At 33.7% G+C, this 26,162-nt stretch carries 23 protein-coding genes; 19 read left to right on the forward strand and 4 right to left on the reverse strand.

What is annotated here, in order from left to right; translation table 11 throughout:
• Positions 1 to 26: 26 nt before the first annotated feature.
• Together FLP_RS11270 and FLP_RS11275 are read right to left on the reverse strand one after the other, a co-directional pair.
• The gene (locus FLP_RS11270) at positions 27 to 578 is read right to left on the reverse strand and encodes a GNAT family N-acetyltransferase (protein ID WP_065450253.1); all 552 of its coding nucleotides are present in this window, start codon (positions 576 to 578) and stop codon (positions 27 to 29) included.
• A 10-nt stretch (positions 579 to 588) separates the two neighbouring features.
• The gene (locus tag FLP_RS11275) at positions 589 to 1,440 is read right to left on the reverse strand and encodes an aldose 1-epimerase family protein (RefSeq protein ID WP_065449611.1); all 852 of its coding nucleotides are present in this window, start codon (positions 1,438 to 1,440) and stop codon (positions 589 to 591) included.
• 186 nt (positions 1,441 to 1,626) lie between these two features.
• Between FLP_RS11275 and FLP_RS11280 the strand changes: the two genes are divergently transcribed.
• From FLP_RS11280 to argH, 11 genes are all read left to right on the forward strand, one after another.
• Positions 1,627 to 3,897 (forward strand): M1 family metallopeptidase, encoded by a 2,271-nt coding sequence (locus FLP_RS11280; RefSeq protein ID WP_065449612.1) that lies wholly within the window; start codon positions 1,627 to 1,629, stop codon positions 3,895 to 3,897.
• Positions 3,898 to 4,447: 550 nt separating this feature from the next.
• Entirely contained in the window at positions 4,448 to 5,089 is a 642-nt protein-coding gene (locus tag FLP_RS11285) for a GNAT family N-acetyltransferase (protein WP_065449613.1), read from the forward strand.
• A 65-nt stretch (positions 5,090 to 5,154) separates the two neighbouring features.
• Positions 5,155 to 6,348 carry an argininosuccinate synthase gene (locus FLP_RS11290; protein ID WP_065449614.1) on the forward strand — a complete coding sequence of 398 codons (1,194 nt, stop codon included), beginning with the start codon at positions 5,155 to 5,157 and terminating at the stop codon, positions 6,346 to 6,348.
• A complete protein-coding gene (argC, locus tag FLP_RS11295; protein WP_065449615.1) occupies positions 6,341 to 7,318 on the forward strand; it encodes an N-acetyl-gamma-glutamyl-phosphate reductase in 978 nt (325 codons plus the stop codon). Before FLP_RS11290 ends, argC begins: the two co-directional genes overlap by 8 nt.
• Positions 7,319 to 7,473: 155 nt before the next feature.
• Positions 7,474 to 8,613: an aspartate aminotransferase family protein gene (locus tag FLP_RS11300; RefSeq protein ID WP_065449616.1), complete on the forward strand. Its 1,140-nt coding sequence runs from the start codon at positions 7,474 to 7,476 to the stop codon at positions 8,611 to 8,613.
• Positions 8,614 to 8,706: 93 nt separating this feature from the next.
• A complete protein-coding gene (locus tag FLP_RS11305; RefSeq protein WP_065449617.1) occupies positions 8,707 to 9,900 on the forward strand; it encodes a glutamate-5-semialdehyde dehydrogenase in 1,194 nt (397 codons plus the stop codon).
• A 178-nt stretch (positions 9,901 to 10,078) separates the two neighbouring features.
• Positions 10,079 to 10,840, forward strand: coding sequence for a glutamate 5-kinase (gene proB / locus FLP_RS11310; protein WP_065449618.1), 762 nt, complete (start codon positions 10,079 to 10,081; stop codon positions 10,838 to 10,840).
• A gap of 104 nt (positions 10,841 to 10,944) precedes the next feature.
• Positions 10,945 to 11,892 carry an N-acetylornithine carbamoyltransferase gene (locus FLP_RS11315; RefSeq protein WP_065449619.1) on the forward strand — a complete coding sequence of 316 codons (948 nt, stop codon included), beginning with the start codon at positions 10,945 to 10,947 and terminating at the stop codon, positions 11,890 to 11,892.
• A 97-nt stretch (positions 11,893 to 11,989) separates the two neighbouring features.
• The gene (gene argB / locus FLP_RS11320) at positions 11,990 to 12,766 is read left to right on the forward strand and encodes an acetylglutamate kinase (RefSeq protein ID WP_065449620.1); all 777 of its coding nucleotides are present in this window, start codon (positions 11,990 to 11,992) and stop codon (positions 12,764 to 12,766) included.
• Positions 12,767 to 12,982: 216 nt separating this feature from the next.
• Complete coding sequence (locus tag FLP_RS11325) at positions 12,983 to 14,053, forward strand: M20 family metallo-hydrolase (protein ID WP_065449621.1); 1,071 nt, start codon at positions 12,983 to 12,985, stop codon at positions 14,051 to 14,053.
• 137 nt (positions 14,054 to 14,190) lie between these two features.
• Positions 14,191 to 15,471, forward strand: a complete 1,281-nt coding sequence (gene argH / locus FLP_RS11330) for an argininosuccinate lyase (protein ID WP_065449622.1) — start codon at positions 14,191 to 14,193, stop codon at positions 15,469 to 15,471.
• 75 nt (positions 15,472 to 15,546) lie between these two features.
• Here the strand turns inward: argH and FLP_RS11335 are convergent, their stop codons facing one another.
• Positions 15,547 to 16,608 carry a pectate lyase family protein gene (locus FLP_RS11335; protein WP_083195847.1) on the reverse strand — a complete coding sequence of 354 codons (1,062 nt, stop codon included), beginning with the start codon at positions 16,606 to 16,608 and terminating at the stop codon, positions 15,547 to 15,549.
• A gap of 201 nt (positions 16,609 to 16,809) precedes the next feature.
• On the opposite strand from FLP_RS11335, the gene FLP_RS11340 reads away from it, so the two are divergent.
• Entirely contained in the window at positions 16,810 to 17,811 is a 1,002-nt protein-coding gene (locus FLP_RS11340; protein ID WP_065449624.1) for a DUF2157 domain-containing protein, read from the forward strand.
• Positions 17,808 to 18,980: a hypothetical protein gene (locus FLP_RS11345; protein WP_065449625.1), complete on the forward strand. Its 1,173-nt coding sequence runs from the start codon at positions 17,808 to 17,810 to the stop codon at positions 18,978 to 18,980. Before FLP_RS11340 ends, FLP_RS11345 begins: the two co-directional genes overlap by 4 nt.
• Positions 18,981 to 19,092: 112 nt before the next feature.
• Here FLP_RS11345 and ytxJ read toward each other — a convergent pair whose 3' ends face one another.
• Positions 19,093 to 19,482 (reverse strand): bacillithiol system redox-active protein YtxJ, encoded by a 390-nt coding sequence (gene ytxJ / locus FLP_RS11350; RefSeq protein ID WP_065449626.1) that lies wholly within the window; start codon positions 19,480 to 19,482, stop codon positions 19,093 to 19,095.
• A gap of 208 nt (positions 19,483 to 19,690) precedes the next feature.
• On the opposite strand from ytxJ, the gene clpB reads away from it, so the two are divergent.
• From clpB to FLP_RS11380, 6 genes are all read left to right on the forward strand, one after another.
• Complete coding sequence (clpB, locus tag FLP_RS11355) at positions 19,691 to 22,294, forward strand: ATP-dependent chaperone ClpB (RefSeq protein ID WP_065449627.1); 2,604 nt, start codon at positions 19,691 to 19,693, stop codon at positions 22,292 to 22,294.
• Positions 22,295 to 22,718: 424 nt separating this feature from the next.
• The gene (locus tag FLP_RS11360) at positions 22,719 to 23,606 is read left to right on the forward strand and encodes a DUF808 domain-containing protein (protein ID WP_065449628.1); all 888 of its coding nucleotides are present in this window, start codon (positions 22,719 to 22,721) and stop codon (positions 23,604 to 23,606) included.
• A gap of 345 nt (positions 23,607 to 23,951) precedes the next feature.
• Positions 23,952 to 24,365, forward strand: a complete 414-nt coding sequence (locus tag FLP_RS11365; RefSeq protein ID WP_065449629.1) for a hypothetical protein — start codon at positions 23,952 to 23,954, stop codon at positions 24,363 to 24,365.
• Positions 24,366 to 24,533: 168 nt separating this feature from the next.
• A complete protein-coding gene (locus FLP_RS11370) occupies positions 24,534 to 24,779 on the forward strand; it encodes a hypothetical protein (protein ID WP_065449630.1) in 246 nt (81 codons plus the stop codon).
• On the forward strand, positions 24,779 to 25,069 hold the full coding sequence (locus FLP_RS11375) for a type II toxin-antitoxin system RelE/ParE family toxin (protein WP_065449631.1): 291 nt from the start codon (positions 24,779 to 24,781) through the stop codon (positions 25,067 to 25,069). The genes FLP_RS11370 and FLP_RS11375 overlap by 1 nt, the downstream gene beginning before the upstream one ends.
• A 99-nt stretch (positions 25,070 to 25,168) precedes the next feature.
• Positions 25,169 to 26,056 (forward strand): carbon-nitrogen hydrolase, encoded by an 888-nt coding sequence (locus FLP_RS11380; RefSeq protein ID WP_065449632.1) that lies wholly within the window; start codon positions 25,169 to 25,171, stop codon positions 26,054 to 26,056.
• The last annotated feature ends 106 nt before the right edge of the window (positions 26,057 to 26,162 follow it).

Consider the following 26,162-nt stretch of genomic DNA (forward strand, 5'->3'; position numbering starts at 1 on the left):
TATTTTTTTGTAATAAGTAGGTTAAATTATTTAGGTTCTAGTAATGAGTATATTACGCTGTCGAGAAAACGGCCTTCATAAAATTCAGATTCTTTAAGGTGAGCTTCCTTGATAAAACCACATTTTTGTAAAACTTTCTCAGACGCATAGTTCTCAGGATCAATTACGGCTTCGATAGAATGTAGTTTTAAATCCTTAAAACCATAAGTAATTAATCTGTTTACGGCTTCTGGAATAATTCCTTTTCCATGAAATTCCGGTAATAATATGTATCCAATTTCAGCACGATAATTTTGAGGCTGCATTCTATAGTACCCAATAATACCCAGGAGTTTTGGGTTTCCTTTTAGAGTGATACCCCAATTGATCCCCACATTTGTTTCGATTTTTTCTTCAATCATGGCAATATGTTCCAAAGCATCTTCATTATTTTTTACTAATGGACGCGGAATATATTTCATAGTTTCAGGATTCGAACGCAATTCGAAAACTTCATTTACATCATCATTTGTTATTCTTCTTAAAAGCAAACGCTCTGTTTCTATAACAGGAAATGGAGTGAAATTAAATTCTAGCATTTTTCTTAAATTATAATATTGTAATACTAAATTTTGACTGGAAGTTTTCATTGGCATCCAAAACCAAAATACCTTCTTTCTCAAATAAGTCTCCTGAATTCTCAGCAGTATCCGAATAGCCTAACCAGGGTTCAATACAAATAAATGGAGCTTTCTCTTTGGTCCAAAGTCCTAAACTTGGGAAATCTTCAAAATCAACTTTTACATAAGGTTTTGAGTTTTCAAGAATAGTTAATGATTTTGATTTTAATGTTTTAAAAATCAAAGCATCGTTTTCGAATAAACTATAATTTAAAGGAACAATATTATGCGTAGTTTCCAGAACTTTAGTTTTATTCGAAATTAAGTCATTCTCTAAAAGATAATATTTTAAAGTCTCTTCCTGTTCAAATTCAAAAGCATAGTTTTCAAAATTTTCAGGTAGAGCTATCGCTGGATGAGCTCCAATAGAGAAAGGCATTTTTTTATCACTTTTGTTAATGACTTTATATGCTATGCTTAACGAAGTATCTTCGAGCGTGTAAATAAGCTGCAATTCAAATTCGAAAGGATATTTCTTAAGTGTTTCTGTTGTTGACTCTAACGAAAAAGTAGCACTATTTTCAGTTTTTTCAATAAGTTGAAACTCCATATCGCGGGCAAAACCGTGTCTTGGCAATTGATATTCATTTCCGTCAATGGTGTAAATATTATTTTTTAAAGTTCCAACGATAGGAAAAAGAACGGGAGAGTGCTTTCCCCAAAAATCAGGATTGCCTTCCCAGATGTATTCTTTGTTTTGATTGTTTTTTATCGAAAATAATTCGGCTCCGGCATGTTTTATTGAGGCACTTAGTGTTGAATTTGAAATAGTTGTATTCAAAGTATATAGTATTGAAATGAATGAATTTTATATTGATGTAAATATATTTTATAATTTTTAGTTTTTTAGAAAATTGTCTCAAATTATTTATTTGATAAAATTTTGCTAAAATTCAATTTAAGCTTCGTGTTTTCTCTGTCAATAGCTTTTTTTTTCATTAATTTGCTACATAAACAGCTAAAAAATATGAAAATACAATCTTCAAGAGCCTTACTAACCATGGCTTTGTTTGTTGGGATTTCCTCTGTTTGGGCACAACAAAAGCCTGTAACAACAACAGTAAATCCAGTTAATAATTACAGTTATCATGATGCATTTGGACCCCATTTTTATACCAAAAACGGGACTTCAACTCGTTCAGCAAGCGGTCAGCCGGGTGTTGAATATTGGCAAAACAGAGCCGATTATCAGATTACGGCAAAATTAAATGCAACTACAAATGAAATTATTGGTTCAGACGAAATTACTTATACTAATAATAGTCCTGATAAATTAGGGTTTTTATGGCTAAATCTGGATCAGAATTTATTCAAAGAAGATTCACGAGGAAATGCAGTTGTGCCTTTAACAGGAAGTCGTAATGGTGCTCAGGGTCAGGTTTTTGAAGGAGGAAATAAAATCAAATCGGTGAAAGTAATTTCTGTCGGAAAGAAAAAAACCGACGTTGAAGCGAAATATGTAATTACAGACACCAGAATGCAAATATTTCTTCCTGAAGAATTGGCGTCAAAAGGAGGAACTGTAAAAATTAAAATCGAATTTGCATTCACGGCTCCTTTTGAAGGATCTGACAGAATGGGAGTTTTAGAAACCAAAAACGGTAAAATTTTTACTATTGCACAATGGTATCCGCGTATGTGCGTGTACGATGATGTAAGAGGCTGGAACACACATCCTTATTTAGGAGCTTCTGAGTTTTATTTAGAATATGGTAATTTTGATGTAAAACTTACTGTACCTGCCAATCATTATGTTGTAGGTTCGGGAGAATTGATCAATGGCGCAGAAGTATTGCCGGCAGATGTATTTAAACGTTATAAAGAAGCGGGTCAAAGTGATAAAACGGTTACGATTCGTTCTGCCGAAGAAGTTGCAGCAACAGCAAATACAAATGCTACAGCTGAAAAAACATGGCATTATCAAATCAAAAATGCCCGTGATTTCTCTTGGGCATCATCTCCTGCTTTTGTTTTAGACGGAGCAAAGATCAATTTGCCAAGTGGTAAAAAATCATTGGCTTTATCTGCTTATCCTGTAGAAAGTGCTGGGCAAGGAGCTTACGGACGTTCTACCGAATATGTAAAAGCAGCGATAGAACATTACTCTAAAACATGGTTTGAATATCCTTATCCGGCAGCGACAAATGTGGCAGGAAATGAAGGCGGAATGGAATATCCGGGAATCGTTTTTTGCAGCTGGGAATCAAAAGGTCAGGATTTATGGGGTGTTACAGATCATGAATTTGGTCATATCTGGTTTCCTATGATTGTGGGTTCAAACGAAAGATTGTTTGGCTGGATGGATGAAGGTTTTAATACCTTTATTAATTCATTGAGTACTGCCGACTTTAATAAAGGAGAATATGTAGAAGAACCTACAGATTTACATAAAGCAGCAGAATCATTTACCAGACCTACTTTGGAAACGATTATGAGTTCGCCTGATAATATGAAAGAAGCCAATATTGGTATGTTATGTTACTTTAAGCCAAGTTCTGGATTGGTAATTTTGAGAGAACAAATACTAGGAAAAGAGCGTTTTGATACTGCTTTCCGTACTTATATTGAGCGTTGGGCTTATAAACATCCTCAACCGGATGACTTTTTCAGATCTATGGAAAATGTTGCCGGTGAAGATTTAAGCTGGTTCTGGAGAAGCTGGTACGTAAACAACTGGCGTTTCGATCAGGGAATTAATTCAATTAAATATGTAAAAAATGATCCTTCAAAAGGAGTGGTTATTACAGTTGAGAATTTTGATAAAATGCCAATGCCGGTTATTTTAGATGTAAAAACAAAAAGCGGGAAAGTGACAAGAGTTAAATTGCCTGTAGAGATTTGGCAGCGTAACACTGTATGGTCTTTTAAGCATAACTCTACAGAAGAAATCGAAAGTATTACACTTGACCCTGATCATATTTTTCCGGATAATAACGAAGCAAACAATGTGTGGACGTCGGGAAACGGTAAAATAGAGAAGGATGTGATTTTAGACGGTTATTTAGGGTCTTATTCAACTTCAAGAGCACCTTTGAAAATTGATTTTACTGAAAAAAACAGCACATTAAATGTTGAAATTACAAACTTTCCTAAGTTTACTGTAGCTCCTGTAGAAAACGAAAAAGATACATTTCAGTCTACAAGTGCCGGATTAAAATTTAAATTTAATGAAGCCAAAACAGGTTTCGATATGATTATTTTAGGTAACGGAGAAACAATTCCCTTTACAAAAAAATAAAAAAATAAAATATAAAGTTTTTAAAACCCGATAGTTAGTAGTAGCTATCGGGTTTTTTATTTTGTTTCAAGTTTCAGGTTCAAGTTTGTAAAAAGAAAAACCTCAGAACCTCAGTATCTTAGAATCTTAGAATCTTAGCGTCTTAAAAAAAAATAACATAACATTAAAAAAATGTTAGAATTTTTATTTTTTGTTTTGGAAATAAAAAAATAGTGTACTTTTGCACCGATGAATAAAATAAGTTTACATATAACTTCTTTGTCACGGACAAACACACCTGTAACTTCTCCCGAAGTACGGATACTATCTCTATAGTATTCACAGAGTTTTTCGCCGCGTATTTATTTATATTCATTTTTCATTTTGAAATCACAAAATTTGTCCATAGGACAAACATATCCTAAAAGTATATATAGTTTTTTGAATTTTCCTAATCAAGTTTTTGATTTTGAGAATGTTACTTCTATTATGTCTATTTTTGTCGGATCGATTTCTGAATTTCAAACTAAACAATACGTTTTAATTTTTAACTCTAACTTCAACTATTGAAATGAAAATCTCTATTGTTGTTACTCAGGAAGAACACTTCAAATTCGCACAGGAAATTTGCGATACAATAGAATCATCTGCCTTGTTAAGAGGTACAGGGATTGCTAAAAGAACTCCTGAATACATTCAGAAAAAAATGTCGAACGGTGATGCGATGATTGCTTTGGCAGACGGAAAATTTGCAGGTTTTTGTTATATCGAAAGTTGGCAACACGGAAAATTCGTGGCCCATTCCGGCTTAATCGTTCATCCGGATTACAGAAGTTTAGGTTTGGCGAAAAAGATCAAATCAAAAGTATTTGATTATTCTCTAAAAAGATACCCGGACGCTAAGATATTTGGTATTACAACCGGTTTGGCTGTAATGAAAATAAACTCTGATTTAGGATACAAACCAGTGCCATTTTCTGAACTTACAACAGATCCAAGTTTTTGGTCAGGATGTAAAACCTGTACCAATTATGAAATCCTAAAAAGCAAAGAAAACAAAATGTGTCTTTGTACCGGAATGTTGTATGATCCAAAAGAAAAACAAAAAGATCCGCCAAGACATCCTTTTAATGAGGCTGTTTTAAGCAGATTAAAAAAAATAAAACAAGCTTTATTCTTAAATAAAATACTGTCTTTCGGTTTTTTATCTTAAGAATAAAATTAAAGAAGAAATCTCAAACTTGCTACATACGAAAGTATTAGCCTAAATTATAAAAAATGAAAAAAGTTGTATTAGCTTATAGTGGAGGATTAGATACCTCGTATTGTTTGAAATATTTAAAAAATGAAAAAGGATACGAAGTTCACACCGTACTTGTAGATACAGGAGGATTTGATGCTGAAGAATTATCAGCAATCGAAAAAAGAGCTTACGAATTAGGAAGCGCGCAACACGCCAACCTAACCATCGTAGACAAATATTATGATAAAGCTATAAAATATTTGATTTTTGGAAACGTATTAAAAAACAATACTTATCCATTATCAGTAAGTGCAGAGCGTGTTTTTCAGGCAATTGAAGCCATCAAATATGCTAAAAAAGTTGGAGCAAGCGCCATTGCACACGGAAGTACAGGTGCAGGAAATGACCAAATTCGTTTTGATCTGATTTTCCAAACCATTGCTCCGGAAATTGAAATCATCACTCCAATTAGAGATTTAAAATTATCAAGACAAGAAGAAGTAGATTATTTATCTAAAAATGGTGTTCACTACTCTTGGGAAAAAGCGCAATATTCAATCAATAAAGGACTTTGGGGAACAAGTGTAGGGGGAAAAGAAACCCTTACGTCAAGCCAGCCATTGCCTGGTGACGCTTATCCGTCACAATTGAAAAAAGAAGGAGAAGAAAAAGTAAGATTGCATTTTGAGCAGGGAGAATTAGTTGGAATAAACGGTCAATTAGACAAACCATCAAATAATATTGTAGCGCTTGAAAAACTGGCAAATGCTTATGCAATTGGTAGAGATATTCACGTAGGTGATACTATTATTGGTATTAAGGGAAGAGTTGGTTTTGAAGCTGCTGCACCTTTAATTATTATCAAAGCGCACCATTTATTAGAGAAACATACTCTTGGTAAATGGCAGCAATACTGGAAAGAGCAACTAGGAAACTGGTACGGAATGTTATTTCACGAAGGTCAGTTTTTAGATCCTGTAATGCGTAACATTGAAACTTTCTTGCAAGACACACAAAAAACAGTAAATGGAGTTGTAACCGTTTCTCTAAAACCATATCATTTTTCGCTTGACGGAATTGAATCTGATAATGACTTAATGAATACTGGTTTTGGTCAGTATGGAGAAATGAACAATGCCTGGACATCTGATGATGCAAAAGGATTTATCAAAATTTTAGGAAATGCACAAAATATATTTTCATCTGTAAATCATTTAGATCATGATTAATATCGGAATAATTGGTGGTTCAGGCTATACAGCCGGAGAACTTATCAGAATCTTAATGTATCACCCCAATGTAAACATTGATTTTGTTTACAGTACGACCAATTCTGGGAAACCACTTTCTGTGGCGCACCATGATTTGATGGGAGATATCGAAATGAATTTTACTGATGTGGTGAATCCGAATGTAAATGTTGTTTTTTTATGCTTGGGTCACGGAAAATCTATTTCGTTTCTTGAGGAAAATAAATTTGCAAGCCATACTAAGATCATCGATTTAGGAAATGATTTCAGATTAACAAAAGACGCTGTTTTTGAAGGAAAAGAATTCATTTACGGATTGCCTGAATTGAATAAAGCGGAAATCAAAAAAGCAAATTTCATAGCAAATCCAGGTTGTTTTGCAACAGCAATTCAATTGGCTCTTTTGCCTTTGGCTAAAAATAATTTGCTTAAAAATGATGTTCATATTAATGCCACAACCGGAAGCACAGGTGCTGGCGTAAGTCTTGCCGAAACTTCTCATTTTAGTTGGAGAAACAATAACATGTCGCATTACAAAGCTTTTGAACACCAGCATTTAGGCGAAATCAACCAAAGTGTGAATCAATTACAAGCAGATTATTCAGATGAATTAATTTTTGTTCCAAATAGAGGAGATTTTACAAGAGGAATTTTTGCGACATTATATACAGATTCTGATGAAAGCTTAGAAGATTTAGTTGCTAAATATGAAGATTTCTATAAAAATGAGCCTTTTGTAACCGTAACAACGACAAACATCAATATGAAACAAGTCGTTCAAACCAACAAATGTATTATCAGTTTATTGAAAAAAGGAAACCGGATTTTAATAACATCAATTATAGATAACTTAACCAAAGGTGCTTCAGGACAAGCAATTCAAAACATGAATTTAATGTTCGGATTAGAAGAAACCACAGGTTTACATTTGAAACCAAGCGGATTTTAGAAAAAATTTGTTTCAGGTTTAAAGTTTCAGGTTTCACGTTCAGTACGTAACTTGAAATGTAAAGACTGAAACTTAAACTAGTTTCAAGTTCCAAGTTTCACGTTCTACAAATAACTTGAAATATGAAACCTGAAACAAAATAAACAAAAAAAGACATGAATTTATTTAACGTATACCCACTTTATGACATAACGCCTGTAAAAGCAGTAGATTGCACTATTACAGACAATAACGGAGTGGAATATTTAGACTTATATAGCGGACATGGTGTGATTTCGATTGGCCATACGCAACCGGATTATGTAGCCAAATTAAAAAATCAACTGGATCATCTAGGATTTTATTCGAATGCAATTCAGAACCCTTTGCAGGTAGAATTGGCTCAGAAATTAGGAAAACTTTCAGGATTAGAAGATTATGAATTGTTTTTATGCAGTTCTGGAGCTGAAGCAAACGAAAATGCATTGAAATTAGCTTCTTTCCATAATGGAAAATCAAGAGTTGTTGCTTTTGATAATTCTTTCCACGGAAGAACTTCTGCAGCCGTTGCCGTTACAGATAATAAAAAAATCGTAGCACCAATAAACGCACAGCAAATAGTTACTTTTTTACCTTTAAACCAAATCGAATTAGTTGAAGCAGAGCTTGAAAAAGGAGACGTGACAGCCGTAATTATCGAAGGAATTCAGGGAGTTGGAGGTTTAGACCAGGGAACAACAGAATTTTTCCAGGCTTTAGAAAAAGCGTGTAAAAAACATGATGCTGTTTTAATTTTAGATGAAGTACAATCTGGATATGGAAGAAGCGGAAAATTCTTTGCTTTCCAACATCATGGAATCAATGCTGATATTATTTCAGTTGCAAAAGGAATGGGGAATGGTTTTCCGGTTGGAGCCATTTTAATTTCACCAAAATTTGAAGCAAGTTTCGGATTATTAGGAACTACTTTCGGCGGAAGCCATTTATCATGTGCAGCAGGAATTGCAGTTTTGGATGTAATTGAAAAATTAGATTTACAAAAGAATGTAAACGAAGTTTATGAATATTTCTTAGAACAAATCAAACAAGTCCCTGGAATTAAACAAGTGAAAGGAAAAGGTTTGATGTTAGGAGTTGAATTCGATTTTGATGTTGCGGCTTTAAGAAAGAAACTGATCATCGAGAAACACATTTTTACAGGAAGTGCCAACAACAAAAATCTGTTAAGAATTTTACCGCCACTTACAGTAAAAAAATCAGATATCGATACGTTTATTGTAGCTTTAAAAGAAAGTTTAGAAGAGCTTCAAAATTAAATATACTTATCCTAACAGGTTTTCAAAACCTGTTAGGTATCCTATAAAGTTTCAATCAAAAAGAAACAACCAAAAAACAACCAACTATAAATTATGAATCCATTATCAATTGAAAAACGCAATCTGGTTTTGCACTCCATGGCAAAACTCGTCGAAAAGGAGCGGAGTCAGATTATCTTAACCAATCAAGAAGATTTACTCGCTTATGATGGCTCAGATTTAGCAATGGAAGAACGCCTCAAAGTAGATGATAAAAAAGTTGATGAAATGATTTTATCTCTAAATCAACTGGCTTCTCAGGAAGATCCGGTTGGAGTAGAGCGTTTTCATTTTATGCATGATAATGGAATTAAAGTGATAAATAAAACCGCTGCTTTCGGAACGATTTTAATTATTTATGAATCTCGTCCGGATGTAACAATCGAAGCGGGGGGAATTGCCTTTAAATCCGGAAATAAAATTTTATTAAAAGGAGGGAAAGAATCTCTCCAATCAAATTTAAAGATTGTAAGTCTTTGGCACAAAGCTTTAGAAGAAAACGGAGTTTCTAAAGATTGGGTGGAGTATTTGAATTTTAATCGTGCAGAAACTCAGGCTTTTTTAGAGAAGCCGACTCAAAAAGTAGATTTAATTGTTCCAAGAGGAGGAGAAAAACTAATTGAGTTTGTAAAAGCACATGCAACCTGCCCGGTTATTGTAAGCGGACGCGGAAATAATTTTGTATACGTTCATAAAGATGCCGATACCGATCTGGCTTTAAAAATTATTTTGAATGCCAAAATCTCTAAAATATCGGCTTGTAATGCAGTAGATAAGGTTTTAATAGATTCTAAATTACCCAATTTTGAAGGCTTTACGGCTATTTTAATTGAAGAATTAAAAGAACATAATGTGGAGGTAATTGTTGATAAATCTTTGGAAAATTTTGAAGATACAGAAACACTTCAAAATGAAGATATTTGGTACGAAGAGTTTTTAGATTATAAAATTGTCATCGGAACAATTGATTCTGAAGAAAATGCGATTGAGAAAATCAATAAATATTGCGGAGGACATTCAGCAGTAATTATTACAAAAGATGACAAAGCAGCACAAGAATTTATGGATGCCGTTGATACAGCAGCTGTGTATCAAAATGCCTCAACGCGATTTACAGATGGAGGACAATTTGGTTTGGGCGGAGAATTAGCCATAAGCACAGATAAATTGCATCAAAGAGGCCCAATTGGTTTACAGCATTTGGTTACAAACAAATGGTACGTTTATGGAGAAGGGCAAATACGATAGTAATTTTAGATTTCTGATTTTAGATTGAGAACTAAGGATTTCTGATTTTAAATTTTTAAAATTGGAATTTGGAATTTTACTAAACATAAAGCTTTGCGAACTTATCGTTTGAAGCACAAACAATATAAGAACCTTGCGCACTTTGCGGTTAAAAAAAACTGCGGTTAAAAAAACAACAATGGGGAAAAAACGTATTTTATTAAAAATAGGAAGTAATACTTTAACCAAAGAAACCAATCATATTTCGCGGGGAAAGATTGAAGATTTGGGAATACAGATTGCGGCTTTAAACAGCGAATATGAATTTATCATTGTAAGTTCAGGGGCAATTGCGGCGGCAAAGCAATTTGTAAAGCTGGATAATCAAGATAAAGATGTTTTTGTGAAGCAAGCTTTGGCATCTATCGGACAGCCTCATTTGATGCGGATTTATAATGAAAATTTTAAGGATTTAGGATTGAATACTTCACAGTGTTTACTTTCTTATTCTGATTTCGAAAAAGAGCAGACAAAAAAGAATATTGTAAATACGATTAATGTATTAGTTAAAAACAATTACATTCCGATTATCAACGAAAATGACACCGTTGCCACAGATGAGATTCGGTTTGGAGATAATGATAAATTAGCAGCCTTAACAGCGGTGCTGCTAAATGTTGATATTCTGATTATTGCAACTAATACAAACGGAATTTATACAAAAGATTCGATTCACGACGAAAATCCTGAAACGATAAAATTGGTAAACGATCTAAAAGTATTAGAAAAAGAAATCGGAGAGTCAAAATCATCACACGGAACAGGCGGAATGCAATCCAAAATCGAAGCAGCCGGAATCGCAAAAGCCGCCAACATAGAAACCTGGATTGTCAACGGATTAAATGATAATTTTATTTTAAAAGCATTAAAAGGAGAAATTCCTTTTACAAAGATTATTTAATAGTTTATATATATAGCCACGAATTCACGAATTAAAATCTAATTTTTATTTGAATAAAATTCGTGAATTCGTGGCAAAAAAAAACAAATTAAAACATAAAACAAATGAATTATATTTCAATACAAGATATCAACTCATTATCAAAATGGGTAAAAAGTGCGTTAAAAATCAAAAAGAACCCACTTAAAAATCAAGACTTAGGGAAAAACAAAACCTTAGGAATGTTATTCTTTAACCCGAGTTTAAGAACGCGTTTGAGTACTCAAAAAGCAGCTATAAACTTAGGAATGAACGTTATGGTAATGAATTTTACCAACGAAGGCTGGACATTAGAGTTTGAAGATGGAGCTATTATGAATTCAGGAGCTTCAGAACATATCAAAGAAGCTGCCGAAGTAGTTTCTCAATATTGTGATATTATCGCAATCCGTGCTTTTGCAGGTTTAGTAGATAAAGAAAAGGATTATGCTGAAACGGTAATTTCAGGATTCTTGAAACACGCAACAGTGCCTATCGTAAATATGGAAAGTGCAGTTCGTCACCCAATGCAATCTTTGGCGGATGCGATTACAATGGAAGAATACAAAACGAAACACAAACCAAAAGTAGTTCTTTCGTGGGCGCCGCATCCAAAAGCTTTGCCTCAGGCAGTTGCAAATTCATTTGTAGAAATGATGCAAATGCAAAAAGACATGGATTTTGTAATTACACATCCTGAAGGTTACGAACTAAGTCCGGAAATTACAAAAGACTGCAAAATCGAATACGATCAAAACAAAGCTTTCGAAAATGCGGATTTCGTTTATGTAAAAAACTGGAGTAACTTCAACGATTACGGAAAAGTAACCAACATAGATCCAAACTGGACCGTTACTGCTGAAAAAATGGCATTAACCAACAATGGAAAATTCATGCACTGTCTTCCGGTTCGTCGTAACGTAATCGTAAGTGACGAAGTGATCGACGGCGAAAATTCAATCGTAATACAGCAAGCGAATAACAGAACGTATTCGGCGCAATTAGTTTTACAGAAGATTCTAAAGAAGTTATAATTTTTTTAAAGTCGCTAAGATTCTAAGTGTCTAAGATGCTAAGAAACTTTGCGCAAAAAAAACTTAGTATCTTAGAATCTCAGAACCTTAGAATCTTATGAAGAAAGTTACCGTAATAAAAATAGGTGGAAACATCATCGACAACCCAACAGAGTTAGAACAATTCTTAACCGACTTTTCTAAAATCGAAGGCTATAAAGTTTTAGTTCATGGAGGCGGAAAATCGGCTACAAAAATGGCTCAGAGTATTGGTTTAGTGCCTCAAATGATTGAAGGCCGCCGAATTACCGATGCCGCAATGCTTGATGTTGTAATTATGATTTACGCGGGACAAATCAATAAAGATGTTGTGGCACAATTACAAGCCAAAAACAACAATGCAATGGGATTTTCCGGAGCTGATGGAAATTTAATTCAATCAGTAAAAAGGAATCATCCAACAATTGATTACGGATTTGTTGGTGACGTAAAGCAAGTCAATACTAAATTATTAGCTACTTTATTAGAAACTGGAATTGTTCCTGTTTTCTGCGCGATCACACACGACAAAAATGGACAATTATTAAATACAAATGCTGATACTATCGCAAGCGAATTATCAATTGCATTGTCTGAAGTTTTTGATGTTACGCTAACCTATTGTTTCGAAAAACAAGGTGTTTTGCAAGATTCAGAAGATGATTCGTCTGTAATTACTCAAATAAATGAAGAGTTATACAACAAACTAAAAGCCGAAAAAGTGATCCATTCCGGAATGATCCCGAAACTGGATAATTGCTTTAATAGTTTATCTCGCGGCGTTCAGAAAATCAAAATTGGGCATCATAAAATGCTTCAAACCCCGGACGTTTTACATACAACGATTACATTATAAAGATATAGCCACGAATTACACAAATTTTCACGAATTAAAAATTAAAATTATTAGCTAAAATTTGTGTAATTCGTGGCAAAAAAACACATCAGCACAAGGCATTTTAAATATTAATTTAAGAAATTTGCGCAAATTAAAAATGTCACAAAATTGATTCACAAAATCAATAAGAAAAACTTTGTGACTTTGAGCCTTCGTGGCAGAGAACTTAAACCTATGAAAAATATTGCAACGCTTACCCAGGAAGCAATTAGTTTATTAAAGAGTCTAATCGAAACCCCTTCATTCTCTAGCGAAGAAGATCAAACAGCACTTTTAATCGAAAATTGGTTCAATCAAAACGAGATTCCATTCAAAAGAGAAAATAATAATGTATGGGCTTTCAATAAATATTTCGACAAAAATAAACCAACACTTTTACTGAATTCACACCATGATACTGTAAAACCCAATCAGGCTTACACCAACGATCCTTTTAAAGCAATCGAAAAAGAGGGGAAATTATTTGGATTAGGAAGCAATGATGCAGGAGGATGTTTAGTTTCATTATTAGCAACGTTTGTACATTTTTACGAGAATCAAAATCTATCACATAATATCGTAATTGTGGCTTCCGCCGAAGAAGAAAGCAGCGGGAAAAACGGTTTAAACAGTGTTTTAAAACATCTACCGGAATTAGATTGCGCTATTGTTGGTGAACCGACATTAATGCAATTGGCAGTTGCAGAAAAAGGTTTGTTAGTTTTGGATGTAAAAGTAAAAGGAACTGCAAGTCATGCTGCACATCAAAACGATGATAATTCATTATACAAATCAATTCCTGTAATGGAATGGTTTAAAAACTATAAATTCGATAAAATATCTGATGTTTTAGGTCCGGTGAAAATGACCGTAACGCAGATCAGTGCCGGAAAACAACACAATGTAGTGCCTTCAGAATGTGATTTGGTTGTTGATATTCGCGTAACAGATCGTTATACAAATGCTGAGATTCTTGAAGTAGTAAAAGCAAATATAAACGCCGAAGTAACCCCAAGATCCATGCATTTAAATGCGTCATCTATTCCGGTTACTCACGGTTTAGTACAAGCCGGAATTGCTTTAGGAAGAACAACTTATGGATCGCCAACACTTTCAGATCAATCTGTTTTGAGTTGCCAGTCTTTAAAATTAGGACCAGGAGAAACATTGCGGTCACATTCAGCAGACGAATTTATTTTCATTAACGAAATCGAAGAAGGAATCGATTTGTATATCAAAATACTAACCGATTTCTTTAAATTGTAAGAAAAGTAACCGCCACGAATTCACGAATTATTTTTGATAATCTTTGAAGATATAAATTCGTGAATTCCTGGCGAAATTAAACGTAAAGATTGGAAAGATCTAAAAATCTAAGAAGTCTAAAAATCTAAAATCTACCTATGAAACTTTGGGAAAAAGGAATACCAACAGATAAACAAATTGAACATTTCACCGTAGGAAACGATCGTGAATTAGATTTAGTTTTGGCAAAATACGATGCTTTAGGTTCAATCGCACATGCCAAAATGTTGGGACAGATTGGCTTATTAACTGCAGAAGAAACGACTTCTTTGGTTGATGCATTAACCGATATCATCGCTGATATTGCCGTTGGAAATTTCGAAATCGAAGATAGTTTTGAAGACGTACATTCCAAAATCGAATATCTGTTAACTGAAAAACTAGGCGATGCAGGAAAGAAAATCCACACCGCGCGTTCTCGTAATGATCAGGTTTTGGTTGATGTTCATTTGTACTTAAAAGACGAATTAAAAGCCTTAAAAGAACAGGTAAAAACTTTATTTGATTTGTTAATGGAATCGGCGGAAAAACACCAAAACGTTTTATTGCCGGGTTATACGCATTTACAAATCGCGATGCCATCATCATTCGGGATGTGGTTTTCAGCTTACGCCGAAAGTTTCATTGATGATGTAACAATGTTGAATGCGGCTTCAAAAATTGTAGATCAAAACCCTTTAGGTTCTGCTGCAGGTTACGGAAGTTCGTTTCCTATCAACAGAACATTTACCACTCAGGAATTAGGTTTCGAAACCTTAAAATTCAACGCTGTTGCCGCACAAATGAGCCGTGGTAAAGCAGAAAAAACCGTTGCATTTGCAATGGCAAGTGTAGCTGGAACGTTATCGAAATTTGCAATGGACGTTTGTTTGTATATGAGCCAAAATTTTGATTTTATAGGTTTGCCCGCGCATCTTACGACAGGTTCAAGTATTATGCCTCACAAAAAAAATCCTGATGTATTCGAATTAATCAGAGGAAAATGCAACAAGATTCAGGCGCTTCCATACGAAATCACTTTAATTACAAATAATTTACCAAGTGGTTATCACAGAGATTTGCAGCTTTTAAAAGAAGGATTGTTTCCTGCCATTCAAAATTTGAAAGCTTGTCTGGATATTGCGATTTTCTCTGTAAAAGATATTACAGTAAAAGACAATATTTTAAAAGATAAAAAATACGATTATTTGTTTACTGTAGATACTTTAAACGAAATGGTGGTTGCCGGAATACCTTTTAGAGATGCATACAAAGCCGTTGCAGAACAATTGGAAGCAGGAACTTATCAATCTCCAAAAGAAACAAAACATACGCATGAAGGCAGCATTAATAACTTATGTTTAGATGCTATCAAAAACAAAATGAAAGCAGCGCTTTAAAAGTGTCTCAGCCAATAAAAAAGCCGATTTGTACGTGATACAAATCGGCTTTTTTATGAAAAATTATAATGATGATCAACTTTTATTTGTGCAGCTTGAAGAGATCAAACCAGCAGAACTTACCTGAAGTGTTGCACCTGCGCCACACGACGAATTAGTTACGTATTGTTCCACTTTTCCAAGAGGAATTGTAGTGTAGGGATAAGAAGGTTTATTTACTTTTGTGCCAAAATCCATTGGGCCTTTACGACAATGATCAAATACAATTCCAACCGTTCCGCCGTCTGTGCTGATGTATTCTTTAAAAACCTTTTCTACTTTTGCAAAATCAGTACCTTCAACGTAGCAAGTTGAATTTTTAGCACCACCGCCTAAACCAATTGCTAAAGAACCGGATTCTGACGTATTGTAATAGCAGTTCATAATATGAATTTCTAAATTTCTGCCACGAGGCATACGCTGTTTACAGCCTTCTGCCCAATAACAATTTTTAAAAGTAATACTATAATGCTCATCTAAAGGAAAATCATTTTTGTTTGAACCGATAAGATCGCTAAATCTATGATCGTCAGCACCGCCTAATCCGCCTGATTTTGGAGCTTTTAGATAAGTAAACTTGCACCATGAAACAGTAACGTTATCCGTTTTTCCTTTAAGATCAAAATTACCGTCCTGGCCATCCTGAAATTCACAATGATCGACCCAAAGATTAGTACAATCTGCAGTCAGGTTATCTTGTCCATCAATATCGTAAGCTCCGGGACCAACAAAAACAAGATTACGTATGATTACATTATTCGATCCTGGCTTTAAATATAAAATACCAGCTCCTGGATTAGATTGTGTTTCGTTTACTAATTTCGAGCCTGGCATTCCTATTATGGTTTTATCCGTAACGACTTCATGAATAGGTTCGCCACTTGAAATAGTAATTATTCCTGAAACCAAAATTACAGCAGGCGATTTTAATTTAATTTGAGATAACAATTCATTATAAGTTGTTACTGTGATAGGAGTAGAGTTACCTCCTCCAGTAGTAGCTGCACCAAATCCTTCCGGAGATTCCATATAGTAGTTTTGCGCAAAAAGAGAAGACATACTCAATAAGAAAAATAATAAAAGCAGATTTTGTTTCATTTTTATAAGTTAGCTATTTGGTTTTTTAGAATAATTAGATTAATGTAATCGATTACACAAATTTAATTATTAAAGTTTATAATCAATCATTTTACAGAAAATATTAACAATCATACCTTGAAAATTTATAAGTATTTTTTTACTAAGAGAATATTCAAACAAAAAGACTATTTTTGATTTATATGTTTATAAAAGTAAATTATGAATAAGTTTGATGGTCAGGCCACGAAATCGCTTTTGGATAAAAATCTAATAACTGAAAATCAATATCAGGAAATTAATGCGTATCGCAATTTGAATATTTTCTCGCTAAATGCAGAATTAAAATTATTTCTCTATTTATCTGTTTTATTGTTTACCTCAGGAATCGGAATTTTAATTTATAATAATATTGATAGTATTGGTCATATAGCGATCCTTTCATTGTTGTTGCTTGCAATAGGAATTTGTTTTTATTATTGTTTTAAAAATTCAAAAGGATTTCAGAAACAGGAAACTGCTTTTGAGCATCCGGTTGTAGAATATCTGGCTTTAGCGGCTAGTATTTTGACTTGTATTTTTATAGGTTATTTACAATTTCAGTATGAACCCTTTGGAACAAATTACAGATTAGCTACGTTAATCCCAACCATTGTCAGTTTCTTTTGCGCGTACTATTTCGATAATAAAAGCATTCTGACTATTGCCATTACTGGTTTGGCGGCCTATGTTGGGCTTTCGGTAACACCTCAGGATTTACTCAACAACAGTAATTTTTACCAGGATCAGACTTTAAGTTATTCAGCCATAATATTAGGAGTCTTGCTTATTTTATGGACAATTTATAGTTCAAAAATTCAGTTGAAAACACATTTTAATATTATCTATCTCACTTTTGCTTTGCATATCATTAGTATTGCGACAATTAGCAGTTTGTTCGATTATTTTGAGTACGGAATTTGGTTTCTTTTTCTGCTTGTATTGGCAGGTTCGTCTTTTTATTTTTACAAAATCAGCCATGAACTTAAAGCAATTTCTTTGTATGTTTTTATGATTGTCTACGCTTATATTGGACTTAATATATTCCTGATTAGAATTTTTGAAAATATTAATTTCTCAGATGTTTGGGTATTGTTCATCATGATACTTCCGATATATTTTATAGGCTCGATCTTAATGTTTATAAAACTGATTAAAAAATTCAATAAGGAAATTGCAGCATGATAGTATACGATAAAAATTTATTAGACAATTTAGCTTTAGTTGAAGAAGCTAAATCTTTAGAATCGGCTGGATTTATTAGTAAAGAACAAAAGAATTTAATTAAAAAAGAATTACCGGCTTTTAAGAGACAAAGTAATATCCTGGTGCGTTTAGGATTCTTTTTGTTAGGCGCATTTTTGTATTTATCTATATGCGGAGTAATCGCACTAATCGGATTAACCGGTTCTAATTCAGAACGATTTTTTTTTAGTATTTGCTGTTATATTTTTGCAGCAATTGGTTTTGCAGGAGCAGAGTTTTTGGCGAATCAAAAGTATTACGGACACGGCTTAGACGATGCTTTTATTTTAGGAGCACTTTTAAATGTAGGATTTGCTATAGCTATAACAACCGAAGGCTATGAAATACAAGTAGCACTTTTTGTTGCTGTTGCTTCGTTTTTTATGTACAGAAGATATCTGCATTTATTGTCTTTATTGGTTTTTTGTCTGGCTGCTGCAGGAGTATTATTCTTCGCAATGTTTGAATTTGATATCGGAAAAACTATTTTGCCCTTCGTGGCCATGTTGGCTTCTGCTGCATTTTATTTCTTAACAAAAAGAATAATTAATAATCTCAAGATAAGTTATTACTATAGTGGCTTATTATTGGCCAATAGTTTTTGTCTGGTATTATTTTACCTTTCTTGTAATTATTTGGTTGTTAGAGAGCTTTCGTTAACGCTTTTAGGTAGCGAAGTACTTCCGGGACAAGATATTCCGTTTGCCATTTTCTTTTATGCTTTTACTTTTATTGTTCCTGTTGTTTATTTAGTTCAGGCTTTAAAAACAAAAGAAAGAATGATGCTTTGGATAAGCTTTTTGGCTATAGGATTTTCTATCTACACGATTCGATTTTACTATTCGGTTTTACCAATAGAAGTTGCATTAACTTGTGGCGGATTGGTTTTGTTTGCAATAGCCTATTTTTCGATTAAAAAGCTCAAGGATAAGGAAGTGGGTTTAACATTCAAGCCAGACCGAATCAATAATTCTAATACTATATTAAATGCCGAAGCACTAATAGTTGCTTCAGCTTTTGGAATGAAACCAGAAGCAAAAGTTCCTGATTCTCCAATGGATTTTGGTGGAGGAGGCTTTAGTGGAGGAGGTTCAGAAGGAACTTTTTAATTGATTTCACCATTACATTTTTATTTTTTAACCATTAAGATATTAAGTTTCATTAAGGGCTAAACTTAATTTTTCTTAATATCTTAATGGTGAAATATTTTAACTTTAGTGTTTAAATTTTTTCTTTCAAAGCCACAGCATCAATATCACTGTGAGAAACATCATAAACAGCTTTTCCGTTTCTAATTAAAATTAGTTGAGGCGATTCGTGATACACATTAAACCTGCTGGCAATTTCGTTAGAGATATCGCGGTGCGCTATTAAATCTAAAAAATAAGCATCAACAACTTCATTTAAATCGTAGTCACGTTCAAATTGTTTCAAAGCCATACGGCTAATGCTGCATCTTGTACTATGTTTGAAAATGACAACCGGCTTCTCATTTGAGATTGCTGTAACTTCTAATAATTGGGCTATATCGGTTAATTCTGTCCAGTTTACATTACTTTTTGGAGAATCTGCATTTTCTGAACTTCCGAAGATTGAATTTAAAAAACTCATATTTGACGTGTTTTATGACTTTTTGACGTTTAAATATGATAAAAATCACGTTTTAAATGTCATTTTGTCTGTATTTTTAGTGTGGAATATATTTTGAATGATCAAAAGCAAAGTTATATTATTTAAAGTTAAAAATGTACTCCAATAAATTGTAATTTTAATGGTATCGAACTTTTACAACTAAAAATCAAACCTAAATCGTATACATATGAACATAAATAAATTTACAATTAAGTCGCAGGAAGCCATACAGTTATCGCAACAATTGGCGCAACGCAACGGACAACAGCAAATCGAAAACGAACACATTTTTAAAGCTATTTTTGAAGTAGATGAAAATGTAGCGCCGTTTATTTTGAAAAAACTAAATGTAAATGTACCGTTGTTTTTACAGATATTAGACAGCACGATTCAAAGTTTTCCAAAAGTTTCCGGAGGAGATATTTTACTTTCCAGAGACGCCAATAAAGCGCTGAATGAAGCTGAAATTATTGCTCAAAAAATGAACGATGAATATGTTTCTATCGAGCATTTGATTTTGGCAATTTTCGACTCAAAAAGTAAAGTTTCTCAGATTTTAAAAGATCAGGGAGTTACCGGAAAAGGGTTAAAAGCAGCCATTGAAGAACTTCGTAAAGGAGAAAGAGTAACATCTGCTTCGGCGGAAGAAAATTATAATTCATTAAACAAATACGCTAAAAATCTAAACGAATTAGCGCGAAACGGAAAACTGGATCCGGTTATTGGCCGTGACGAAGAAATCCGTCGTGTATTGCAGATTCTTACTCGTAGAACAAAAAACAACCCAATGTTAATTGGAGAGCCAGGAGTTGGTAAAACTGCTATTGCTGAGGGACTGGCGCATCGAATCGTTGATGGTGACGTGCCGGAAAACTTAAAGGATAAAATCGTTTTCTCACTTGATATGGGAGCATTAATTGCTGGTGCAAAATTTAAAGGAGAATTCGAAGAACGTTTAAAAGCAGTTGTAAAAGAGGTTACAGCTGCCGAAGGTGATATCGTTTTATTTATTGATGAGATTCATACCCTTGTAGGTGCAGGTGGGGGAGAAGGCGCAATGGATGCGGCTAATATCCTGAAACCAGCTTTGGCTCGTGGAGAATTGAGAGCAATTGGTGCAACAACATTAGATGAATATCAAAAATATTTTGAGAAAGATAAAGCGTTAGAGCGTCGTTTCCAAAAGATCTTAATTGATGAACCGGATACTGAAAGTGCAATTTCGATTTTACGCGGAATCAAAGAAAAGTACGAAACACATCATAAAGTTCAGATCAAAGACGAGGCAATTATTGCGGCTGTTGAACTTTCGCAACGTTACATTACAAACCGTTTTTTACCGGATAAAGCAATCGATTTGATGGATGAAGCCGCTTCTAAGCTGCGTATGGAAATCAATTCGAAACCAGAAGAATTAGATGTTCTGGATCGTAAAATTATGCAGCTTGAAATTGAGATCGAAGCCATTAAACGTGAAAAAGAAGAAAGTAAACTGAAAATCCTGCGCATGGATTTGGCGAACTTAAAAGAAGAGCGCAACGAAATCTATGCAAAATGGAAATCAGAAAAAGATGTTGTAGACGGAATTCAAGCCGTAAAACAAGAAATTGAAGATTTTAAATACGAAGCAGAACGCGCAGAACGTGATGGCGATTACGGAAAAGTGGCCGAAATTCGTTACGGAAAAATAAAAGAAGCACAAGAACGTCTTGATGTTTTGCAAAAACAATTGCAGGAATATCAATCCGGTAATTCTTTGATTAAAGAAGAAGTAACCCGCGAAGATATCGCAGAAGTCGTAGCAAAATGGACAGGAATTCCTGTGATGAAAATGCTTCAGACAGAACGTGAAAAACTATTGCATCTTGAAGATGAATTGCACAAACGTGTTGTAGGTCAGGAAGAGGCGATTGAAGCTGTGAGTGACGCTGTTCGCAGAAGTCGTGCAGGTTTACAGGATATGAAAAAACCAGTTGGAACCTTCTTATTTTTAGGAACAACGGGAGTAGGTAAAACTGAGCTGGCAAAAGCATTGGCCGAATATCTTTTTGATGACGAAAATGCCATGACGCGTATCGATATGAGTGAGTATCAGGAGCGTCACAGTGTGAGCCGTTTGGTTGGTGCGCCTCCGGGATATGTGGGTTATGATGAAGGTGGTCAGTTAACCGAAGCAGTACGTAGAAAACCATATTCTGTAATTTTGTTAGACGAGATCGAAAAAGCACATCCGGATACGTTCAATATTTTATTGCAGGTTTTGGATGAAGGCCGTTTGACAGATAACAAAGGCCGTCTGGCTGATTTTAAGAACACAATCATTATTATGACCTCCAATATGGGAAGTCAGATCATACAAGATAAGTTTGAAAACCTGAAAGGAAGCATTGAATCTGCTACAGAATCAGCAAAAGTTGAAGTTTTGGGATTATTGAAACAAACTGTTCGTCCGGAATTTATAAACCGTATCGACGAAATCGTAATGTTTACGCCTTTAACAGTCGAAAATATTTCTAAAATTGTAAGCTTACAGCTTAAGAGTGTTACAAAAATGCTTGCCTTGCAAGGTATCGCTATGGATGCAACACCAGAAGCTATTAAATACTTGTCTGATAAAGGTTATGATCCGCAATTTGGTGCAAGACCAGTAAAACGTGTCGTTCAGAGAGAAGTATTGAATCAGTTGTCGAAAGAGATTTTGGCAGGAAACATTACTACAGACAGCATCATTTTACTAGATGCTTTCGATGGGCAATTGGTATTTAGAAACCAAACCCATATCGAAAAATAATTTTTATTGGTTAATTTTTTTGAGATAAGCATCAGTCGAAAGGCTGGTGCTTTTTTTTTATAAGAATATAAAAATCCGTAAATCATGAAACTTTTTTTTAAAGTCATATAAATAAATTCAAGTATTAAAGTAGGAACTTTACTTTCACAAATTTATATCACAAATCATAAAAACAAATACTATGAATAATATTTTTAGAGGATTACTAGCAGGTTACGGAGCAAAAAAATTAGGCGGAGGATGTTTTGGTACTATTTTCGTTTTTATAATTATTTGGGTGCTTTTAGGACAATGTAGTTGATTTTAGACTAAAAAATAAACAAAAAAAGTCTTAGATTAGCGCACATAAATAATCAAACATGTGCATTAAACTGGATACTCAATGTCAGTGAATTACACAGTTTTTAAAACCAAATAAAATATAATGGCATCAGGTTTTTTCGTACTATTAGATGATATTGCAGCAATTATGGATGATGTTGCAGTAATGAGTAAAATTGCAGCAAAAAAAACGGCCGGAATTTTAGGCGATGATTTGGCAGTAAATGCTGAGAAAGCTTCAGGCTTTGCTTCATCAAGAGAACTTCCGGTATTGTGGGCAATTAGTAAAGGTTCGTTGCTTAATAAAATAATTATTTTGCCAATAGCTTTTTTATTAAGTGCATTTTTACCGGTTGCAATCATTGTAATTCTTGTACTTGGAGGGCTGTTTTTGGCCTACGAAGGAGCCGAAAAAATTTATGAATTTATATTTCCACATAGCCATGAAGAATCAGCAGGAATAACTGCTGAAGATTTAACAGAAGAAGAAATTCTGGAAGCCGAAAAAGGAAAAGTAAAATCAGCCATTGTAACCGATTTTATTTTATCTGTCGAAATTGTAATCATCGCTCTCGGGACAGTAATTGGTCAGCCACTTGTACAGCAAATCATTGTAACTTCAATCATTGCATTAATTGCAACGGTTGGTGTTTATGGTATTGTTGCCTTAATTGTACGAATGGATGAAGCAGGCTATAAACTAATTAAATTTAGTAAAAACGAAAAAAGTATATCAAATTTTATTGGTAATATATTAGTAAAAGCGCTGCCAATAGTCATTAAAAGTTTAACCGTAATTGGTACAATAGCTTTAATTCTGGTAGCAGGTGGAATCTTTGTTCATTATATTCCATTTTTTCATCATATCGTACCTACAATTAATCTTCCTGCAATTATCAAAGAATTTGTAATTGGTCTGGCATTAGGAATTGTAGTTTTAGGATTTGTAAGCCTATTCAAAAAAATATTTAAAAAGAAAGAAATAGCATAACAGCTACTACATATATAAATATCAAAACACTATTCGTCGCAGCGAATGGTGTTTTTTTTTTTTTAGAAGCAAAAGACTCATTTTCAAAACACCACTTGTCCCGCTATCCACTATATCTTTTTATCCGTTAGAAAACGGCTAAAAAGGATACCGTTTCTATCGGGGCTAAACCGGGAATTTTAATTTTTATAAGAATAACTGTTGTTTAGTAAGTTTTTTTTATTCTGTTAAGTTTTTGATATTTAATTGTTTACTATTTTTGTGTAATTATTTAACAAATTACTAAAGCAACCAATGCAACTCTTTTGCATCTTCATAGTAATTAACAATTAATTATTATTTTATATGAAAAATTTTAAATTTAAATCCGTTCTTGTAGTATTATTTTTAGCAACAGCATTAATTTCTTGCAGTAATGATGATGATAAACCAAGTGGACCTAACCCAGTTGTAAAAGTAGCATCTGTAACAGAGATAACCGGTCCTGCAACTGGAAAAGTAAATGAAGAATTGAGTTATGATATCACTTTTGTAGCAGACAACGCTTGCGCAGAGTTCAGTAAATTTAGTGAGACATTCATTAATGATGTTAGAGGATTACAAGTTGAAGTAAAAGACCCATCGGAAGTTTGTACACTACAAGTTCCGAATCCTAAGAAAACTGTTTACAAATTCAAATCAGATGTAAAAGGAACTTTTGAATTCAAATTCAAAAAATCAGATAAGGAATTCGTAACTAAAAAAGTGGTTATTGAATAATTAGGTTATTAAAGATAAATTTTTGGTCAGAAACCATTTTGCAAATGTTTTAAAATATTTGTAAAATGGCTTTCTTTTTTTTTGAAGTTATATTCAGATGATTTTATGAATAACTAGTTTAAAAAACGAGTCAAAATAGCTATCTTTGGAGTATTAAAAGATATAATTATGGGAGCATTAGAGTTAAGAGATAGTGTTTTAGAATATATAAATACTGCAGATGAACGTCTTTTAAAAGTTGTTAAAGCGGTTATTGAAAGCTACCAGGAAGAAGAAATTGTTGCTTTTTCAGTTGATGGAAAACCAATGACGAGAGCCATTTATAAACAGCAATTAGCGGATGCGAAATTAGATATTAAAAATGGTAATGTAATTTCGCAGGAAGATTTAGAAAGAGAATCTGAAAATTGGTAATGAGTACAATAAGAAAAGTAGTTTGGACTAACACAGCCAAAGACCAGCTAAAGACAATATACAATTATCATAAAGAAAAATCACTTCAAGGCGCAATTAATCTAAAGAATGATATTTTGTCTAGTAGTAAAAGCATTCATTTTGTAGAACAGTATCAAAAGGATGAAATTGAGCCCGAATACCGAAGAATTATTGTTAGAGATTATAAAATATTATATGTTGAAGAGAATGAAGTTGTTTATATTACCAAGATATTTTCAACAAAACGGGATTCTGTAAAGCAAATATAAAAGGGCCTAATGGGCTCTTTTTTTATTACTACTAAGTACATAAAACGCACTTTGCCATTCCTTTAAAAATTACTATTTTTGCACTCTAAATTTTATGTCATGCCGAAAAGAAAATATAAAATAGCCGTTATCCAGTTAAATCTGAACGACGTTGCCGAAAATAATCTTAAAAAATGTATCAGCTGGGTTAAAGATGCTGCAAATAAAGGTGCAGAAGTAATCTTGTTACCTGAATTATATAGCAGTCATTATTTTTGCCAAAGCGAAGATGTAGACAATTTTGCATTAGCAGAACCACTTTACAGTACTTCATTTATTGCTTTTAGCGAATTGGCAAAGGAATTGGGTGTAGTAATTATTGTTCCTTTCTTCGAAAAAAGAATGGCTGGAATTTACCACAATAGTGCTTACATAATTGATACTGACGGAACAGAAGCTGGATTATACCGCAAAATGCACATTCCGGATGATCCCCATTTTTATGAAAAATTCTATTTCACACCGGGAGATTTAGGTTTTAAAGCAATTGAAACCAAAAAAGGAAAAATTGGAACTCTTATTTGTTGGGACCAATGGTATCCGGAAGCAGCGCGTATCACAGCTTTAAAAGGAGCTGAGGTATTGTTTTATCCAACTGCAATTGGATGGCATCCTAAAGAAAAAGAACAATATGGCGAAAACCAATATGGTGCCTGGATGAATGTAATGAAAGGTCATGCTGTAGCAAATGGTGTTTTTGTTGCTGCTGCAAACAGAATTGGTTTAGAAAAATATATCGAAGGAACAGAAGGAATTCAGTTTTGGGGAGCATCGTTTATTGCAGGACCACAAGGCGAGATTTTAGCTCAGGCTTCTCACGATCAGGAAGAAATTCTAATTGCTGAGGTTGATTTGGATCTTCAGGAAAATGTACGTCAGAACTGGCCGTTTTTCAGAGACAGAAGAATCGATGCTTTTGGTGATATTACTAAAAGAGCCATTGACTAAATTCAGTTAATTCAAATAAAACAAAAAGGACGAAATCTACATTTCGTCCTTTTTTTTATTCTCTTAGAAACAAAAAAAATCCGCTTCAGAATATTCCGAAGCGGAT

Source organism: Flavobacterium piscis (assembly GCF_001686925.1).
Lineage (GTDB): Bacteria > Bacteroidota > Bacteroidia > Flavobacteriales > Flavobacteriaceae > Flavobacterium > Flavobacterium piscis.

What these genes read in the sequence shown, in the direction of transcription:
- FLP_RS11360 (WP_065449628.1), top strand. Translation starts at nt 22,719, where the DNA reads ATGGCATCAGGTTTTTTCGTACTATTAGATGATATTGCAGCAATTATG.
- ytxJ (WP_065449626.1), bottom strand. Translation starts at nt 19,482, where the DNA reads ATGAGTTTTTTAAATTCAATCTTCGGAAGTTCAGAAAATGCAGATTCT.
- FLP_RS11370 (WP_065449630.1), top strand. Translation starts at nt 24,534, where the DNA reads ATGGGAGCATTAGAGTTAAGAGATAGTGTTTTAGAATATATAAATACT.
- argB (WP_065449620.1), top strand. Translation starts at nt 11,990, where the DNA reads ATGAAGAAAGTTACCGTAATAAAAATAGGTGGAAACATCATCGACAAC.
- FLP_RS11345 (WP_065449625.1), top strand. Translation starts at nt 17,808, where the DNA reads ATGATAGTATACGATAAAAATTTATTAGACAATTTAGCTTTAGTTGAA.
- FLP_RS11285 (WP_065449613.1), top strand. Translation starts at nt 4,448, where the DNA reads ATGAAAATCTCTATTGTTGTTACTCAGGAAGAACACTTCAAATTCGCA.
- FLP_RS11315 (WP_065449619.1), top strand. Translation starts at nt 10,945, where the DNA reads ATGAATTATATTTCAATACAAGATATCAACTCATTATCAAAATGGGTA.
- FLP_RS11300 (WP_065449616.1), top strand. Translation starts at nt 7,474, where the DNA reads ATGAATTTATTTAACGTATACCCACTTTATGACATAACGCCTGTAAAA.
- FLP_RS11325 (WP_065449621.1), top strand. Translation starts at nt 12,983, where the DNA reads ATGAAAAATATTGCAACGCTTACCCAGGAAGCAATTAGTTTATTAAAG.
- FLP_RS11270 (WP_065450253.1), bottom strand. Translation starts at nt 578, where the DNA reads ATGCTAGAATTTAATTTCACTCCATTTCCTGTTATAGAAACAGAGCGT.
- FLP_RS11380 (WP_065449632.1), top strand. Translation starts at nt 25,169, where the DNA reads ATGCCGAAAAGAAAATATAAAATAGCCGTTATCCAGTTAAATCTGAAC.
- FLP_RS11290 (WP_065449614.1), top strand. Translation starts at nt 5,155, where the DNA reads ATGAAAAAAGTTGTATTAGCTTATAGTGGAGGATTAGATACCTCGTAT.
- clpB (WP_065449627.1), top strand. Translation starts at nt 19,691, where the DNA reads ATGAACATAAATAAATTTACAATTAAGTCGCAGGAAGCCATACAGTTA.
- FLP_RS11335 (WP_083195847.1), bottom strand. Translation starts at nt 16,608, where the DNA reads ATGAAACAAAATCTGCTTTTATTATTTTTCTTATTGAGTATGTCTTCT.
- argH (WP_065449622.1), top strand. Translation starts at nt 14,191, where the DNA reads ATGAAACTTTGGGAAAAAGGAATACCAACAGATAAACAAATTGAACAT.
- FLP_RS11365 (WP_065449629.1), top strand. Translation starts at nt 23,952, where the DNA reads ATGAAAAATTTTAAATTTAAATCCGTTCTTGTAGTATTATTTTTAGCA.
- argC (WP_065449615.1), top strand. Translation starts at nt 6,341, where the DNA reads ATGATTAATATCGGAATAATTGGTGGTTCAGGCTATACAGCCGGAGAA.
- FLP_RS11280 (WP_065449612.1), top strand. Translation starts at nt 1,627, where the DNA reads ATGAAAATACAATCTTCAAGAGCCTTACTAACCATGGCTTTGTTTGTT.
- proB (WP_065449618.1), top strand. Translation starts at nt 10,079, where the DNA reads ATGGGGAAAAAACGTATTTTATTAAAAATAGGAAGTAATACTTTAACC.
- FLP_RS11305 (WP_065449617.1), top strand. Translation starts at nt 8,707, where the DNA reads ATGAATCCATTATCAATTGAAAAACGCAATCTGGTTTTGCACTCCATG.
- FLP_RS11375 (WP_065449631.1), top strand. Translation starts at nt 24,779, where the DNA reads ATGAGTACAATAAGAAAAGTAGTTTGGACTAACACAGCCAAAGACCAG.
- FLP_RS11340 (WP_065449624.1), top strand. Translation starts at nt 16,810, where the DNA reads ATGAATAAGTTTGATGGTCAGGCCACGAAATCGCTTTTGGATAAAAAT.